At 55.5% G+C, this 14,382-nt stretch carries 14 protein-coding genes; 2 read left to right on the top strand and 12 right to left on the bottom strand.

Features of this window, described 5'->3' with window-relative positions; all coding sequences use genetic code 11:
- Positions 1 to 2 precede the first annotated feature (2 nt).
- The 6 genes from MHFGQ_RS03365 to MHFGQ_RS03340 form a co-directional block, all read right to left on the bottom strand.
- On the bottom strand, positions 3 to 185 hold the full coding sequence (locus tag MHFGQ_RS03365) for a hypothetical protein (RefSeq protein ID WP_106004394.1): 183 nt from the start codon (positions 183 to 185) through the stop codon (positions 3 to 5).
- 3 nt (positions 186 to 188) lie between these two features.
- Entirely contained in the window at positions 189 to 602 is a 414-nt protein-coding gene (locus MHFGQ_RS03360) for a nucleotidyltransferase domain-containing protein (protein WP_106004395.1), read from the bottom strand.
- 177 nt (positions 603 to 779) lie between these two features.
- Positions 780 to 1,157, bottom strand: coding sequence for a CBS domain-containing protein (locus MHFGQ_RS03355; protein ID WP_106004396.1), 378 nt, complete (start codon positions 1,155 to 1,157; stop codon positions 780 to 782).
- Positions 1,158 to 1,188: 31 nt separating this feature from the next.
- Complete coding sequence (glgP, locus tag MHFGQ_RS03350; protein WP_106004397.1) at positions 1,189 to 3,717, bottom strand: alpha-glucan family phosphorylase; 2,529 nt, start codon at positions 3,715 to 3,717, stop codon at positions 1,189 to 1,191.
- Positions 3,693 to 6,464, bottom strand: coding sequence for a 1,4-alpha-glucan branching protein domain-containing protein (locus MHFGQ_RS03345; protein WP_106004398.1), 2,772 nt, complete (start codon positions 6,462 to 6,464; stop codon positions 3,693 to 3,695). Before MHFGQ_RS03345 ends, glgP begins: the two co-directional genes overlap by 25 nt.
- A 14-nt stretch (positions 6,465 to 6,478) precedes the next feature.
- The gene (locus tag MHFGQ_RS03340) at positions 6,479 to 6,922 is read right to left on the bottom strand and encodes a DUF4912 domain-containing protein (protein WP_106004399.1); all 444 of its coding nucleotides are present in this window, start codon (positions 6,920 to 6,922) and stop codon (positions 6,479 to 6,481) included.
- Positions 6,923 to 7,031: 109 nt separating this feature from the next.
- On the opposite strand from MHFGQ_RS03340, the gene MHFGQ_RS03335 reads away from it, so the two are divergent.
- Positions 7,032 to 8,846, top strand: a complete 1,815-nt coding sequence (locus MHFGQ_RS03335) for a glycoside hydrolase family 13 protein (RefSeq protein ID WP_106004400.1) — start codon at positions 7,032 to 7,034, stop codon at positions 8,844 to 8,846.
- On the opposite strand, the gene MHFGQ_RS03330 is transcribed toward MHFGQ_RS03335, so the two are convergent.
- The 5 genes from MHFGQ_RS03330 to MHFGQ_RS03310 form a co-directional block, all read right to left on the bottom strand.
- Positions 8,758 to 10,791 carry a diguanylate cyclase gene (locus tag MHFGQ_RS03330; RefSeq protein ID WP_106004401.1) on the bottom strand — a complete coding sequence of 678 codons (2,034 nt, stop codon included), beginning with the start codon at positions 10,789 to 10,791 and terminating at the stop codon, positions 8,758 to 8,760. The two genes, MHFGQ_RS03335 and MHFGQ_RS03330, sit on opposite strands and share 89 nt — an antisense overlap.
- A 59-nt stretch (positions 10,792 to 10,850) precedes the next feature.
- Complete coding sequence (locus MHFGQ_RS03325) at positions 10,851 to 11,078, bottom strand: DUF4405 domain-containing protein (protein WP_106004402.1); 228 nt, start codon at positions 11,076 to 11,078, stop codon at positions 10,851 to 10,853.
- A 203-nt stretch (positions 11,079 to 11,281) separates the two neighbouring features.
- Entirely contained in the window at positions 11,282 to 11,977 is a 696-nt protein-coding gene (locus MHFGQ_RS03320; protein WP_106004403.1) for a hypothetical protein, read from the bottom strand.
- A gap of 128 nt (positions 11,978 to 12,105) precedes the next feature.
- Positions 12,106 to 12,516: a type II toxin-antitoxin system VapC family toxin gene (locus tag MHFGQ_RS03315; RefSeq protein WP_106004404.1), complete on the bottom strand. Its 411-nt coding sequence runs from the start codon at positions 12,514 to 12,516 to the stop codon at positions 12,106 to 12,108.
- A complete protein-coding gene (locus MHFGQ_RS03310; protein WP_106004405.1) occupies positions 12,504 to 12,746 on the bottom strand; it encodes a CopG family ribbon-helix-helix protein in 243 nt (80 codons plus the stop codon). The genes MHFGQ_RS03315 and MHFGQ_RS03310 overlap by 13 nt, the downstream gene beginning before the upstream one ends.
- 123 nt (positions 12,747 to 12,869) lie before the next feature.
- Here MHFGQ_RS03310 and MHFGQ_RS03305 point away from each other — a divergent pair, with 123 nt between their 5' ends.
- A complete protein-coding gene (locus MHFGQ_RS03305; protein WP_106004406.1) occupies positions 12,870 to 13,151 on the top strand; it encodes a hypothetical protein in 282 nt (93 codons plus the stop codon).
- Here MHFGQ_RS03305 and nagA read toward each other — a convergent pair.
- On the bottom strand, positions 13,116 to 14,375 hold the full coding sequence (gene nagA / locus MHFGQ_RS03300) for an N-acetylglucosamine-6-phosphate deacetylase (protein WP_106004407.1): 1,260 nt from the start codon (positions 14,373 to 14,375) through the stop codon (positions 13,116 to 13,118). The genes MHFGQ_RS03305 and nagA overlap by 36 nt on opposite strands.
- Positions 14,376 to 14,382 lie beyond the last annotated feature (7 nt).

Here is a 14,382-nt window from a genome sequence, read left to right as displayed (position 1 = left end):
CTTTAACCCTTATGTCCCTCAGCACGAATTATAGCTGTTTGTAAAGCGTATTTGACGCCCCTTAACTTCCAGGGATCATTTAGAAGCTCTTGTCGTTTCGAGGTTTTTACCAGCTCTTCGATAGCGCTTACTTGCTCACGGATATAGGCGATTTTCTGCAGAACCCGTTCTTTATCTATAGCCACAATTTACACCCCCACAATTATCTTTAGGGCCTCCCGGTAACGTGGGTAATTTTCGGCATACTGGCGGCTTATTTTTTCTATGAAATCGCTAACTATCAGTGGCCGGACGTTATAAATCAAGCGACCGTTTCTTATTACCTTGAAAGCAAAAATGCTGTTCATTATATTTAAAGGCACAACATCAAAAGGATGGCCGTTAAGTCTGGAAAGGCGGTTGGCTATACTATTGGCTATCCTTTCGTAGTATTCCTCCGGCGGTCCGTAAAGAGGGTCTATGACCAACCCGATATCAATATCACTATCAGGGCGGCATAACTCCAAGGCGGAACCGAAAAGGTAAGCCCCGGCTATCTCCTCCCTGGCCTCCAGAGCCGGGGTAACAGTTTTTGCTATGAGGTCGGTAGGGATTTTGATCATAATCAGGTTCCCACCAATTACAGTCTTCTCAATCGTTACCGGCGCTAGTGTTGCCGGGGGCTATGTAAATGGTACCATAAAGTCCATCTTTTATCAAACCAAAATACACAACCATATCCCCATACAAAATTGCGCCCGGTACGTCGTTTACGTGGCCGGGCGCCTGGAAGAAAACGCCTATCGTTTTACGCGTTCCATATGCTTCCTGGCCATGGCCGCTACAATGTCGGCGCGGCTGATGATGCCCACCATTTGGTCTTTTTCATAGACGGGCACGCGCTTTATCTTTTTCGTGTGCAGGACGACGGCTACTTCCTCTACCGGAGTTTCCTGGCTTACGGCTATTACTTCGGGATTCATTATGTCCACGACGCGGCTGCCGTTTTTCAGGGCGATGAGATCGGCCTCGCTGACCATGCCGATTACTTTGCCGCTCTCATCGCATACCGGCACGCCGCTGATGTCGTTTTCGGCCAGCAGTTTAGTCAGCTCGTAGATGGGAGCGTAGGCGCTAATGGTGATCACGTCCTTCGTCATTATATCCTTGGCGCGCATTGACTTCCCTCCTTTGGGGCGGCGTTTTCTTCTAACCCCACAAGATTAAACCCATAGCGTAAGGTTGCCCCATATCTTCATGATATGGAAATACGCAAAGGCTATATCCCTGGCGGCCGCTGCGGCGGCAGGGCAGGGAGGCGGTATACAAGTACCTTCCTCCGCCCAGATCCTGACAGGAAGGGAGGAAGAGTTTTTCCCCGGCTATAATTTCACCCTTGCCGTCCACAGGCCCGTAGTAAACTGCCACGCGCACATCCTCGGGCTTTAAAGGACCCAATGCTATTATCGCCCTAATGGACAAATTGTCGCCGACCTCCAAGTTTTCCGTTCCCGTTCCTTCCACCTTTTCAATCCGCACCTGGCTCCAGCTGTCCTCCACCCCTTTCTTCCACCGGGCCAGTTCCCTGGCCCGCTGTTGGTCATTCTCATGCAAACGCCGGTACAACCTGGCCGCGGGCAGGTAAAACTTGTCAGCGTATTCTTCTACCATGCGCCGGGAGTTGAAGACAGGGGCGTAAGCCTGGATGGATTTTTTCACCCTGGCCAGCCACCCTGATGGCAGACCCCTTGCGTCGCGTTCATAGTATAGAGGGATTATATCCCTTTCCAGCAGGTCATAAAGGAGTTCCGCTTCTACGGCGTCTTGATAAAGGGGGTCGTCGTAAACCTCACCGCGGCCGATGGCCCAGCCTGTTTCCGGTTCCCAGGCTTCATCCCACCACCCGTCCAGGGTGCTGATATGTAACGCCCCGTTCAGCACCGCCTTCATGCCGCTGGTGCTGCAGGCTTCCAGGGGACGGCGCGGGCTGGCCAGCCATAAATCCACTCCCTGGAGCAGATACCTGGCAATATTCAGGTCGTAGTCTTCGAGAAAAATTATCTTTCCTTTAAACTCCTCCCGCCGGCTCTGGGTGAGAATGTAGTTGATTAATTTTTTCCCTTCCTCATCCTGCGGGTGGGCCTTGCCGGCGAATATTATCTGCACCGGCCGCCGGAAGTCGGACAGGATTTGCTTAAGCCTTTCTCCATCATGGAACAGGAGGGCGGGCCTTTTATAGGCGGCAAAACGGCGGGCGAAACCGATGGTTAGAGCCTCAGGGTCCAGAGCCGCGCGGGCTTCTTCAATGTCCTTCAGGGCGGCCCCGCGGTTTAGAAGCTGCCTTGCCAACTTCTCCCGGGCGAATTTTATCAAGGCGTGCCGCTGTTTTTCCCGGGCCTGCCACAACTCCCAATCGGGGATTTTAGCCACCGGGGCCCACGTTTCTTCTTTTGCCTGGTTCTCCCGCCAGGAGGGGCCTAAGTGGCGGTCGAAGAGCTTTAACATTGCTTCGCCCACCCAGGAGGTGATGTGGACGCCGTTGGTGACATGGCTGATGGGCACTTCCTCGGCCGGCAGGTTGGGCCAGACGGACTGCCACATTTTGCGGGCCGTTTGCCCGTGCAGGCGGCTCACGCCGTTGGCCCAGGATGACAGGCGCAGGGCCAGAACGGCCATATTGAAGGGTTCCTGCTGGTTGTTGGGGTCCTGCCGCCCCAGGGCCAAAAACTCGTGGCGGGAAAGGCCTAGGGACTGGTAATAGGCAGTGAAATATTTGTCCATAAGATAGGGCGGAAACAGGTCTATACCGGCGGGCACCGGAGTATGGGTGGTAAAGATATGGCTCGCTTTGGCCAGCTCAAAGGCGGTGGCAAAGTCCAGGCCGTGTTTTTCTTGCAGTCGGCGAATATGTTCTAAAACGAGGAAGGCCGAGTGCCCTTCGTTGAGGTGATAGACAGAGGGCTCGATCTTCAATGCTGCCAGGGCCCGCATGCCCCCAATGCCTAATAGGATTTCTTGCTGGATGCGCTTTTCCAGATCGCCACCGTAAAGGGTATCGGTAATCGACCGATCGGTTTCCCGGTTTTCCGGGCAGTCGCTGTCTAAAAGGTAAAGGTGAAGGCGGCCTGCCCGGGCCTTCCAGATTTTTACCCTGACCTCCCTCTCAGGGAAAGCAACCGGTACAGTCAGGGGATTGCCGTCGCCATCGCGCTCCAGCTCCAGGGGCAGTTCGTAGAAGTCGTAAAAGGGGTAAACTTCCTGCTGGCAGTCTTTGCTGTCCAGGCGCTGGCGAAAGTTGCCGTGTCGGTATAAGAGGCCAACGCCCACCAGGGGCAAGGTCAGGTCGCTGGCGGACTTCAAGTGATCCCCGGCCAAAACCCCTAAGCCCCCGGCATATATGGGCAAGGCTTCGTTAAGGCCGAACTCGGCCGAAAAATAGGCGATGACTGCGTCCCCATCCATGCCGTGGGCGGCGGCCCAGGAAGGATCATATATCTGGGTCAGGCTTTCTATGTAATAAGGATCTTGGGCGGCAGCGTTTAGTCTTTCCTGGGGCAGCCGCCGGAGGAACAACACCGGGTTATGACCGCATTCTTCCCATAGTTCGGGTGACAGGCAGCGGAAGAGTTCTGCCGTCTCATAGTACCGTGGCCAGTAGAGATTTAAAGCCAAAACGCCCAGGGGCGCTAATGGGGCTGGCAGTCGCGGTCGGACTATGAAGTTGTGGTGGGCGCGCATTGCATCATCTCCTTATAAAGGGCGAGGGTTTCCTCGGCCACTGCGTCCCAGGTATAATCTTGCGCTACTTTAGCCCGGGCATGGCGGCTTAACTTTTGTGCCCGACCGGGATTGCTTAAAACGGCCAGCAGGCAGCGCAACAGGTCGTCCGGGTCGCCGGGGGTAAAGGCGAGACCCGTCACCCCGTCTTCTACTATTTCCGCCAATCCGCCGGTGCGGGACACGATCACCGGCACCCCGGCCGACATGGCTTCCAGGGCCACGATGCCGAAGGGTTCGTAGAGGCTGGGAAAGACGGCGACGGTGCTCTGTCCCAGGAGCTTGTTTCGCTCTTCTTCGGTGACGAAACCTAAAAACCGCACCTTCCCCCCTATGCCTAGATTTACGGCCAGGGCTATCAGTTCCCCTTCATATGGTCCCCTGCCGGCGATGATTAATTCCGCCCGGGGATAAAACTTAAGGAGGCGGGCGAAGGCGGCTATGAGCACCTGCACCCCTTTTTCGATCACCAGCCGTCCCACGTAGAGGATAACCTGCCTGTCCCCCGCCACCGGTTGGACCTGTACCGGCCGGACGGCGTTGGGGATTACTTTTATTTTGCCCGCAGGTTGCTTAAAGAGACTCTGGACTTCTGCGGCCATGTAACGGCTGCAACAGATTATCCGGTCGGCGGCTGCCGCCAGTTCCCTTTCGATCTCGTGGATGGTGCGCTGGCAGTCGTTGTGCAGGCCCCGATTGCGGCCGTACTCGGTGGCATGTATGGTGCAAACCAGCGGCACCCCCCATGCCTCGCGCAGTTCTCGGCCCGCCCACGCCGCCAGCCAGTCGTGGGCATGGATGATCACCCCGCCGGGGGGTAAATGGTTGCGTAAGCCATTAGCCCTGGCGGCCGCAGCTATGTTGAATTCCAGGACCCAGTACAGAAAATCCTCAAAGGTTTCCGGCTTAAAACTGAAGGGTAGATAATGGAGGTATACGCCCTTCCGCACCTCGGCCGCTCTCCGCCCGCCGGGACCGGGGGTGAGGACGTGGACCGGGCACCCCCTCTTTACCAGAGCTTCCGCCAGGTCGCGGACGTGGATGCCCAGGCCGCCCACATGGTGGGGCGGGTACTCCCAGCTCAGCATGACAACAACCGGGGCAACGTGGTTTGGGTAATGGCCTTGGCGATAAAGGCTGTAGTCCAGATGGGGGAAAAGGCCGTGGCGGGCCTCAAGGCGTGACAGGAAGACTTCGTTTATTTTCCCTTCCCGGTAGTCCCGGTACAGGCGGAAAAAGTTGGCTAAATGGGTTTTTAGGCGCCGCCGGGCGTAGTCCACCACCGTTCTGTTGGTAAGGATGAAGGGCCAGTCGCTGCTCTGGGCGAGGAGCAGCTCCCGGGCCGCCTGCCGTAAGGCCCGCTCGCCCAGGGCGTCGCGGGGCGGCGGGTTGGAGGCCATGGCGACCATGGCCTTTTCCGCCCGGTGCAAGGGCGGGTAAATCCAGTCGTTTAGCTCATTGAGCCAGACGCGGTTGTACCCCCCTTCCCCCCAACTGGACGGCCCCATCTTTATTTCCTGCACCGGCGGGTGATTTTCTAAATAAGCCGCCAGAGTCGTGAGCCTCATGGTCCCTCCTGCTGCCGCCAGGCGCAGGACGTCTTCCAACCAGTCGGGGCCCTCAAACCACCAGTGCCCGAAAAGCTCGGCGTCGTATGGCGCCACCACGATGGGCGCACCTCCCGCCGCCCCGGCCCATGCCAGCACCTGCCGCTCGCGCTTGGCCATAAAGTCCCGGGCATGTTCCGCCGCCCTGGTCCGGGCCGCCCGGTAGTCGTAGGGCTCTTTGACCTCGGTCCTGCCGGTGATGCGGTAGTATTTAAAGCCGGTGTCGCCCCGCACGCCGCCGATGAGGTAGGGCGCCAAATAGTGGAAGTCCAGGTCATAGCCAATGTCGCGGTAAAACTCGCGGTAGACGGGGTCCCCGGGATAGCCCTCGGTGCGGCTCCACACCTGGTGGGAAGTCTCCCAGTCCCGGCCGAAACAGGCGACGCCACCGACCTTGACCGGGGCATACACTGCCGCCGGCGGTTCCGGGACGGCGTTCACCATGCCGTGGGCGGCAACAATGAAATATTTAATCCCGGCCCTGGCCAGCAGTTTTTCCAGCCCCGGCGCATAGCCGCACTCCGGCAACCAGAACCCGCCAGGCGTCCATCCCATGTGGGCGGCAAAAAAGTCCAGGGCGATTTTTATCTGGGCGTATCTGGCTTCCCTCGTGAGCATGAGGGGCAGATAACCGTGGGTGGCGCAGGTCGTGACGATTTCCAGGTGGCCGCGATCCCGCAGCCGTTTTAAAGGCGTCAACAGGTCGCCCCCGTATTTATTAAAGGCCGCAGCCACTTCTTGTAGGCGCTGGTAATAAAATTCCGCCAGGGGCTGAAAATGGGGATCCCCTGCCGTCCGCTCCAGCTCCTTAAGGGCCAGTTCCTTCAGCCCTTCCAGGTAAAGGGCATAGCGTTCCTGGCGTTCCTTTTCCCCCAGCATGGCGATCAATGTCGGGGACAGGGAAAGGGTGAGGCTGAAATCTACGCCTTCGCCGGCCAGGGTTTCCCACTTTAACAACAGGGGCAGGTAAGATTCCGTCAGGGCTTCGTAGAGCCATTTCTCCTCCAGGCCCGTCCCCCTTTTGCCCGCCGGCAGGTAGGGCAGGTGGGCGTGGAGGAAAAGGGCGAGGTAGCCGTGGGCCGCTTGTGGGCTCAAAGCCATGGTTTTCTCCCCTTTTAAGAACGATGACTTATGAAATTTCTTAATTCTTTTTCGCCTTTATCTGCCTTATCTGCCTTGACTGCCCCGGCTTCTTCTCCCGCCTTCTGCCCGGCCCAAAAGGGTCCCGGTATAATTCCAGGGGTGCGGGCTAAAACTAAAAACTGACCCCGGGTAGTTTTTAAGCCCAGCTCGACATGATAGGCAAAGCTCGGGTCTACGTCGCGGAAGTAGTGGCTGCCAGAGGGTCGAAAGGTCAGGGTTATTTCCCGGCTGTGGGTGGGAGAGGCTTTGCACACCAACCGCAGGACCAACGGGGAAGCGGGATGAAATTTATCTAGAAAATCCCTGACAACCTGCATCCTTTCAGGGGAAAAGGCCCAATAAACGAAAAGGGTCCGGGGATCTTGCAGCAAACAGACCAGTTCGTTCGCCGCCCTGCCGAAGGCGCCACCTCCCATAAATATTCCCCTTTCCCTGTCTTCTTACTTTATTCATATCATATCCAGTTTCTCCCGTCAATTTTTATCGTATAATAAGAAATAATAGAATTGCGGAGATGATGAGGTTATGGTTTTCCACGGGAGCCATCACCGGTTTCGCCAGCCCCTAGCGCCCAATGTGATCCTCCTGCGCTTAAAAATTCCCCGAGGAAAAAGGGCCCGCTGCCTCATCCTTTATGAAGACGGCGGCATTAAGACGACGCCCATGTATCTATATGCGGCGACCCCCCATTACCTCTACTACCAGGGGGAAGTAGAGGTTTCCCGCCCCGGGGAATGCAGGTACTTTTTCCGCTGCCAGTTAGAGGAAGGTGAGCCCTTTTACATATTCGATGGAGTAAATGGCCCCGGCCGCCCTTTCCTTTACCGCTGGGATCCTGCCAACATTTATGAGGTACCCCCTTGGGTTTACGATGCCGTCTCCTACCAGATTTTCCCCGACCGCTTTTACAACGGCGACCCCCGCAACGATCCACCGGGGACCGAGCCGTGGGGCGGCATTCCCACCAGGGATAACTTCTTCGGCGGGGATTTGGAGGGCATATGGCAGAAAATCCCTTACCTCCAGTTCCTCGGCATCAACACCATATGGCTGAATCCTATCTTTGCTTCGCCGTCCAACCACCGCTACAATACCAGCGACTACTTAAAAATCGATCCGGCCCTGGGGGACGAAAAATCCCTCCACCGCCTGGTTGAGGGTCTCCATGCCGCAAACATGCGGCTGATCCTGGACGGCGTCTTCAACCATACAGGTACGGAATTTTTCGCCTTTAAAGACGTCCTAGTTAAAGGAGCCGCCTCTTCCTATAGGGATTGGTACTATTTTGAAGGCTTCCCCGTGCAGATGGAACCGCGGCCCAATTACCTCTGCTGGTGGAACATACCCAGCCTACCCAAATTAAAAGTGGAGAACCCCGAAGTGCGGGAGTACCTGCTGGGGGTGGGCACTTACTGGTTGCGCGAAGCCGGCATCGATGGTTGGCGTCTGGACGTGCCCAACGAGGTAGAGCCTTCCTTCTGGCGGGAATTCCGCCGTCAGGTTAAAGAAACTAAAGCCGACGCCTATATTGTGGGCGAGATCTGGCGCGACGCCCGCTTCTGGCTCCTGAACGGATACTTCGACGGGGTGATGAACTATCTCTTCCGCGATTTGGTTCTGGACTTTTTCGCCCGCCGCCGTTTTTCCATATCCACTCTGGATTTTCTCCTGGGGCTTATCCGCCTGCGCTATCCCGAGGCGGCAAACTTCGCCCTTTTAAACCTCCTCGGCAGCCATGACACCGCCAGGGTGATCACCGCCTTCCAGCAGGGTCTGACCGAACGGATGGGCCACACCGTCACCTATGAAGAGGCGGTGAGGCGCCTGCGCCCGGCTTTAATCCTCCAGTTTACCTATCCGGGCATCCCACTGATCTATTACGGCGACGAAGTAGGCCTGACGGGCGGGCCTGATCCCGACTGCCGCCAAACCATGCCCTGGGAACCCCAGCGATGGGATCAGGAACTTTTACGCCTCTACCGTCGGTTAATAAAATTAAGGAGGAGCCTCCCGCCTTTAAAGGGCGGTTTCTTCCAGCCTCTTTTTACCGACGACGGGACCGATGTTTATGCCTTCGCGCGGCGCTTGAAAAACGAGAAGGTTGTCGTGGTTATAAATGCCAGTGATTTTCCCCAGTCTGTAAGCCTTCGGGCAGAGGAACTGGGGCTTCAGGAAGACGAGGTTTGGGCCGACGCTTTAAACGGCCGGTATTTTACAGTAGTAAGCGGCCAGATGCTTTTGCCCTTAGAGGCTAACTGGGGGGCGGTGCTGTACAGGTACAAACGCAATTTCGTCCTTTCCCCTTGGCCTGGTACATCATGTCGTCCACCCGCTGAATGATGGTGTCGACGGTATCTCCCGGTAAGTATCCGGTAACCCCGAAGCTGGCCGTCACATGTCCCACGCCGGGGATCTCCATCTGGCTTAGACGCCGGCGCAGGTCTTCGGCCAGAAGGGCGCCTCCTTCTGCCGTCGTGTCGGGTAAAAGAATGACGAATTCCTCCCCGCCCCAGCGGGCAAGGCAGTCCGTCTTGCGCAGCCTTTCCTTAAAAGAGGCTGCCATGGCCTTTAGAACCTGGTCGCCGACGGCGTGTCCGAAACGGTCGTTGATGTTTTTAAAATGATCTAGATCGGCCATGATCACCGATAAGGGCTGACCGCTACGCCGGACGCGCTCGATTTCTTGTTCCAGGGTCTGGATGAAATAGCGGCGGTTATATACACCGGTTAACGGATCCGTTATGGACAGACGATAAAGCTCTTCTTCCATCTTTTTATACCGGGTGACGTCCACGGCGTAATGGACGTACACGTCTTCGCCCTGGGGGACCCACCACGTATCCCAGACGCCCTCAGCGAATTCCACTTCGCTGTTCAGGGGTTCGTTGGCGGCCAGGGCCTCGTCGCCGCGGCAGAAGTAACATTTCGTGCCGGGTAGAGGGACACCGGTTTTTTGTATGGCTTCCCTGTATTCTTTAGGCAAATATTCCCCGCCGTGGATGCCCTGCCAGCAGTAATCGCCTTCTTTGGTGCCAAATAATTCTGCCGCGGCTTTATTCTGGGCCAGGATGCGGCGTTCCCGGGAAATCAGCCAGGCCGGGCTGGGAATGCCTTTAAGCATCAGCCGCAGCCGCTCTTCCCGGCGCCTGTTTTCTTCTTCCAGCCGTTTCTTTTGGGTAATATCATCAATTATCATCTGCGCGCCCGTCACTTCATTTTTGTTTGCCAGGGGTTTTACATGCACCCGCAGCCATACTTTTTTGCCCCATTTGGATTCATAGTGGACTTCATAAGTATCGCTTCTGTTGTTTTGAAGGCAGTCTTCGAGTCTTTGGGATAAACCGAATTTAATCATTTGGTGGAAGGTGAGGAGATTAATCTTTTTGGTCTCTTCTATTGACGGCGATCCCAATATTTCCGGCACCTTTTGATTTACATAAGTAATATTGCCCCGGCGATCGCATTTTAAGATGCCTATGGGGGCATCCTCGGCCAGTTCCAGGTACTCCTGGCGGCTCTTTACAAGTTCTTCTTCCATCCTCCGGCGCACCGTCAAGTCGATTACTACTGCCGTTCCCACTTTTTCCCCCATATGTTCGAATTGCTGCAGGTGGACCTCCACCGGGTAGGTGGTGCCGTCTTTGCGCCGATGTACCGTCTCAAACACTACTTTTTCTTGCTCGCCCTTAAGCAAAGGGTCAAGAAGGGCCTTAAATTTGGGAAAATCAAGTTCCGGCTTGAGATCCAAGGGCGTCATCTCCCTTAATTCTTCCATGGTGTATCCGAGGTTTTCTCTGGCCCCGCGGTTGACCGCCAGAAATTTTAACGTTTTGAGGTGAAAGATATAAACCTCCGTCAAGGACTCTTCAAATATCCTGCGGTACATCCGCGCCTGAGAGATGATTTCATGGAGCTTAAGGGCCATCTCTACGGTAGACACCAGCACGTGTTCCGGCGCGCCCTTCAAAACGTAGCCGTAGCGCGCAACTTTACGTACTTGCTCAAGTACCTCCGGGGTGGACATGGCGGTGAGAAACACCACAGGCACGTCTTTTATCTGCTGTAGGTGTTTGGCGAGGGACGCTCCGTTCATCCCTTCTCCCAGATCTATATCCATTAGAATGAGATCGGGACCCTCTGGACTGGATATCTTCTTAAGGGTCCCTTCCGCGGTGTCGGCAAAATCTGTGCTATATCCATGCCTGCTTAGAATATCGGCAGTTATCCTGGCCTGAAGCTTGCTGTCTTCTACTATTAATATTCGTTTACCCGGTATCATGTCCATCAACCTGCCTCCAGCTACAACCCGGCTGCCGCCCGCGCAAGCCGGCCGGCTTAAGCTCCTTAAATCCTCTGGCGTAAACGCTTCGTCGTCGCCACGATCCAGCTCCAGTGCAGGGCAATGTGAATAACAAGCAAAACAACTGCAATCACCGCCAGCCATGCGTGAAAATCAACCCATTCGTGGCGGCTGAAAATGAAAGTGGCCTCCACGCTTCCCCTGCCCTGCCTGCCGGACGGCAGAACCTGCCAGGTGATGAACAGTAATCGTCCTGGCCGCCGTTCCGGCAATACTCTATTTCCTTTAAATGGCGCAGGAAGACGGCGACCGCTTTGGGGTCGAACTGGCTACCAGTGTTGTTTTTAAGCGTCATAAAACAATTTGTTATATTTTGCCTACTGTATGGTTATATTCTGTCATATATTTGGTGCATCTGTCAATATTAGTCGATTTTAAATTGGCCACCTCCCGGAAAGCTGCTAACTTGCAATTTTTACCGCTCGTTTATTTTATAGCTTTCCAGGGTAGAAGTCACTCGAATATCTCCGGAAACGAATTCCCTTTTCACCATGCCTACCCCTTCTTTGTAGTACTCATAGATGGTGGAACCGGCGCCTTCGATCTTTATTTTAAGGCAGTCGGCGAATTTCCCCGCCGGCGTGTCTACGGTAGCGTTAACATCCACGATCTCCCTGGGGCCGTTGGGGGTTTCCCACCGGGTGCCCGCCGCCAGGGGCGCCTTCAAAATGACGACGTTTTCCCGGGGCGCCTGGTCCAGGAGGTTCGTGTTTTCATACTGCTCGCCCTCAAAAAGGATGCGCGTTACCGCGTCGTCCGTTATCTTAAAAACGGCCGCGCTGACCGTGCCGCCGTTGTCTTCCTTGATCTGGGCGCGGTCATTTTTGACGTACAGGACCTCGCGTTTAAAAGTAGCGTATTCGTTGCCCTCACCAAGATACTGCCACCAGCTACCAGGAGTAAGGGGAAAATAATTACCGGGCTTGACAACTGTCGAGGATTTCTGGCCTCCCCCACCCGCTTCGGGTTGCTGACCCGGTGCGGGCTGCTGGATGCCCGGCTCCTTTGCCCCGGGCGGCTGGGGCGCTTGGGGGCGGGACCGGTCCTTAAAAGTAAAAAAGGCCACCGCTATGAGTAAAGCGACGGCGATAACTGCGGCTGCGCGTCGCACAGGCATACCTCCGGTTATCGTTTCATAATACACATTTTGCCCATTGGCGCCTCTTTTTATCGTTAACCTGGTGTCTGCCGCTATATGGGAGCAGGCAGACCAAGGGTACTGTAAGACGCATATACAAGTTACGCTTGCGGCGAGGAAAGGGAGACAGGGGTTAGCACTTCCAACCCGGGCACCCGTTTAAAATGCTCTATATTTAATGTTAACAGGGATAAGTTGCGCGCTAGGCAGATGCCGGCAATGAGGGTATCAGGCACTCCTATTACCTCTCCGCCAGCCCGCAATCTATTTTCAATCATAGCCGCCGCCAGGGCTGCCTGGCCATCAAAGGGTAAAATGGTAACCTGCTGAAAAAATTTTGTTAGCAACCTTTCCCTTTTACTGTTGGCCGGAAGACCTACTTTGAGTTCAAATACCGTTATCGCTGTTATGGTAAGCGTACCATTTCTTAAAGCTTGCTCGACATAATCGACTTCAGGCTGGTGCCCTTTCAAAAAGCCAATAATTATCGAGGTATCGGTTACGACTCCCACCGCGACCAGAACTCCTTCACCCTGGCTGCATATTTTTGGCTTTCTTCTTCATTTAAACTACCGGCCAGTTTTAGAACCTCGTTAATCTCTTTTTCCCGATTCTCCACCCTTGCTAAATACTCCTCAAGGGCTTCATTTACTATTTCCGAATAACCCCGTAAACCCCGCCTGGCCGCCAAGGCCATAAGCTTAGCACGGATTTCATTGCTGATTTCAATGGTTGTGCGCATGTTAAATCACCTCATGTAAGTATTTTAGTATGCAAATGCTTATATGTAAATAATAAATTGGCATGAAAAAGTTCCTTTTGAAATAATCTTTCTACAAAAATAACCCACGCCGGGTGAAGTGCTATGATTAAAACACTGAACAAAATCCTCGGCATCCTTTCCTACTTCCTTGGCGCCGCTGTCGTCCTAGAAGCCCTCATCAAAGGAGTACGGGGGCCTTCGCCCCCGCAGCTTTATATTGCCTTGGCTATAATTATCGTCGGCCCTGTGGAGGATTTAGCGAACTGCTTAATCGGAAAATCAAAGTTAGACTCACGTGCTAAGGAACTCTATAAAGAACTGGTCAACCAGCTTACCAGCCTCGCCTTTTTAATTCTGCTGGGACTGGTGGTGAGGCGGGTTTAGCGGTTTATATCGCCCGGCGGCTGCCGGGTCGACATATACCAGGCGGCCGCCGATGAAGGTGGCTTCAACACCGAAGTCGTTATCCAGCACAGTAATATCCGCATCTTTGCCGGTTTCCAGGGAACCCTTGCAGTCGTCGATGCCCAGGGAACGGGCGGGATTGAGGCTGGCCATGCGCACCGCTTGCCATAGCGGAACTTCCAGAAAGCGGGTAGCGTTGGCCACGGCTTGCTCCAAGGTTAGGAGGCTGCCGGCCAGGGAGCCGTCGGGCGCGCGGCAGGCACCGTTGACAACCTTTACTGGAAATTGACCGAACGGTACTTCCAACGTCGTATCCGGGGCCCCGGCCAGGGGACTAGCGTCGGTGACCAGGTTGAGGCCATCTACACCTTTAGCCCGCAGGGCCAAACGCATGGCGGCGGGGTGGACGTGGACGCCGTCGCAGATTATCTCCGCCATTACCCCTGGCAGATCCATGGCCGCCCCAGCGGTACCAGGTTCCCGGTGGTGTAGCCCCCGCATGGCGTTGAAAAGATGGGTGACCCTCCGCACGCCGGCGCGGGCCGCCTGAACGGCCTGTTCATAGGTGGCATCCGTATGACCCATGGCCACCACCACACCTGCGGCCTTCAGGAGCGAGATACATTCCATAGCGCCCGGCAGCTCCGGGGCCAGGGTGATGACTTTTAGACTCGGACCTGCGGCTTGCAGGAGGGCTCGGCAATCATCCGGCCGGGGCAGTCGCAGGGAGGATTGCGGCCAGCAGCCGCGACGTACCGGGCTTAAGTACGGCCCCTCCAGATGCAGGCCTAAAATGGTGCTCCCCGTCATTTCTTTTCCGGCTACTTCTCTACGGAACTCGTAGAGCAAGTGTACATCATGCGGTAACGGAACCGTGGCCAGGAGGGAGGTTACTCCGTGGGCGGCGTGAACGCGGGCCACCTGCTCCCACTCACTCCACGGTTGCTGCCAGTCGAAGCCGTGGACCCCGCCACCGTGAACATGCAGGTCGATAAATCCCGGGCAAACATAGCGGCCGGATACGTCTATGATTGTACCCCTCAGTTCCCGGTCCGTGCTTTCTCCGCCGGACCCCGGGCCGCCCAGGGCGATGATTTTACCGCCACCAATCTCTAAAATACCGCCGGTAATCAATCGATCCGGCAGGACAAGGATGCCGCCCTGCAGTGTTATAACATCGGGCGGCGTCGAACTGATCGGCAAAGGTTAG

This window comes from Moorella humiferrea (assembly GCF_039233145.1).
GTDB classification, from domain to species: Bacteria; Bacillota; DSM-521; order Neomoorellales; family Neomoorellaceae; genus Neomoorella; species Neomoorella humiferrea.
Note: the sequence above shows the minus strand (reverse complement) of the source record. Positions and strands in the feature narration are given on the sequence as shown.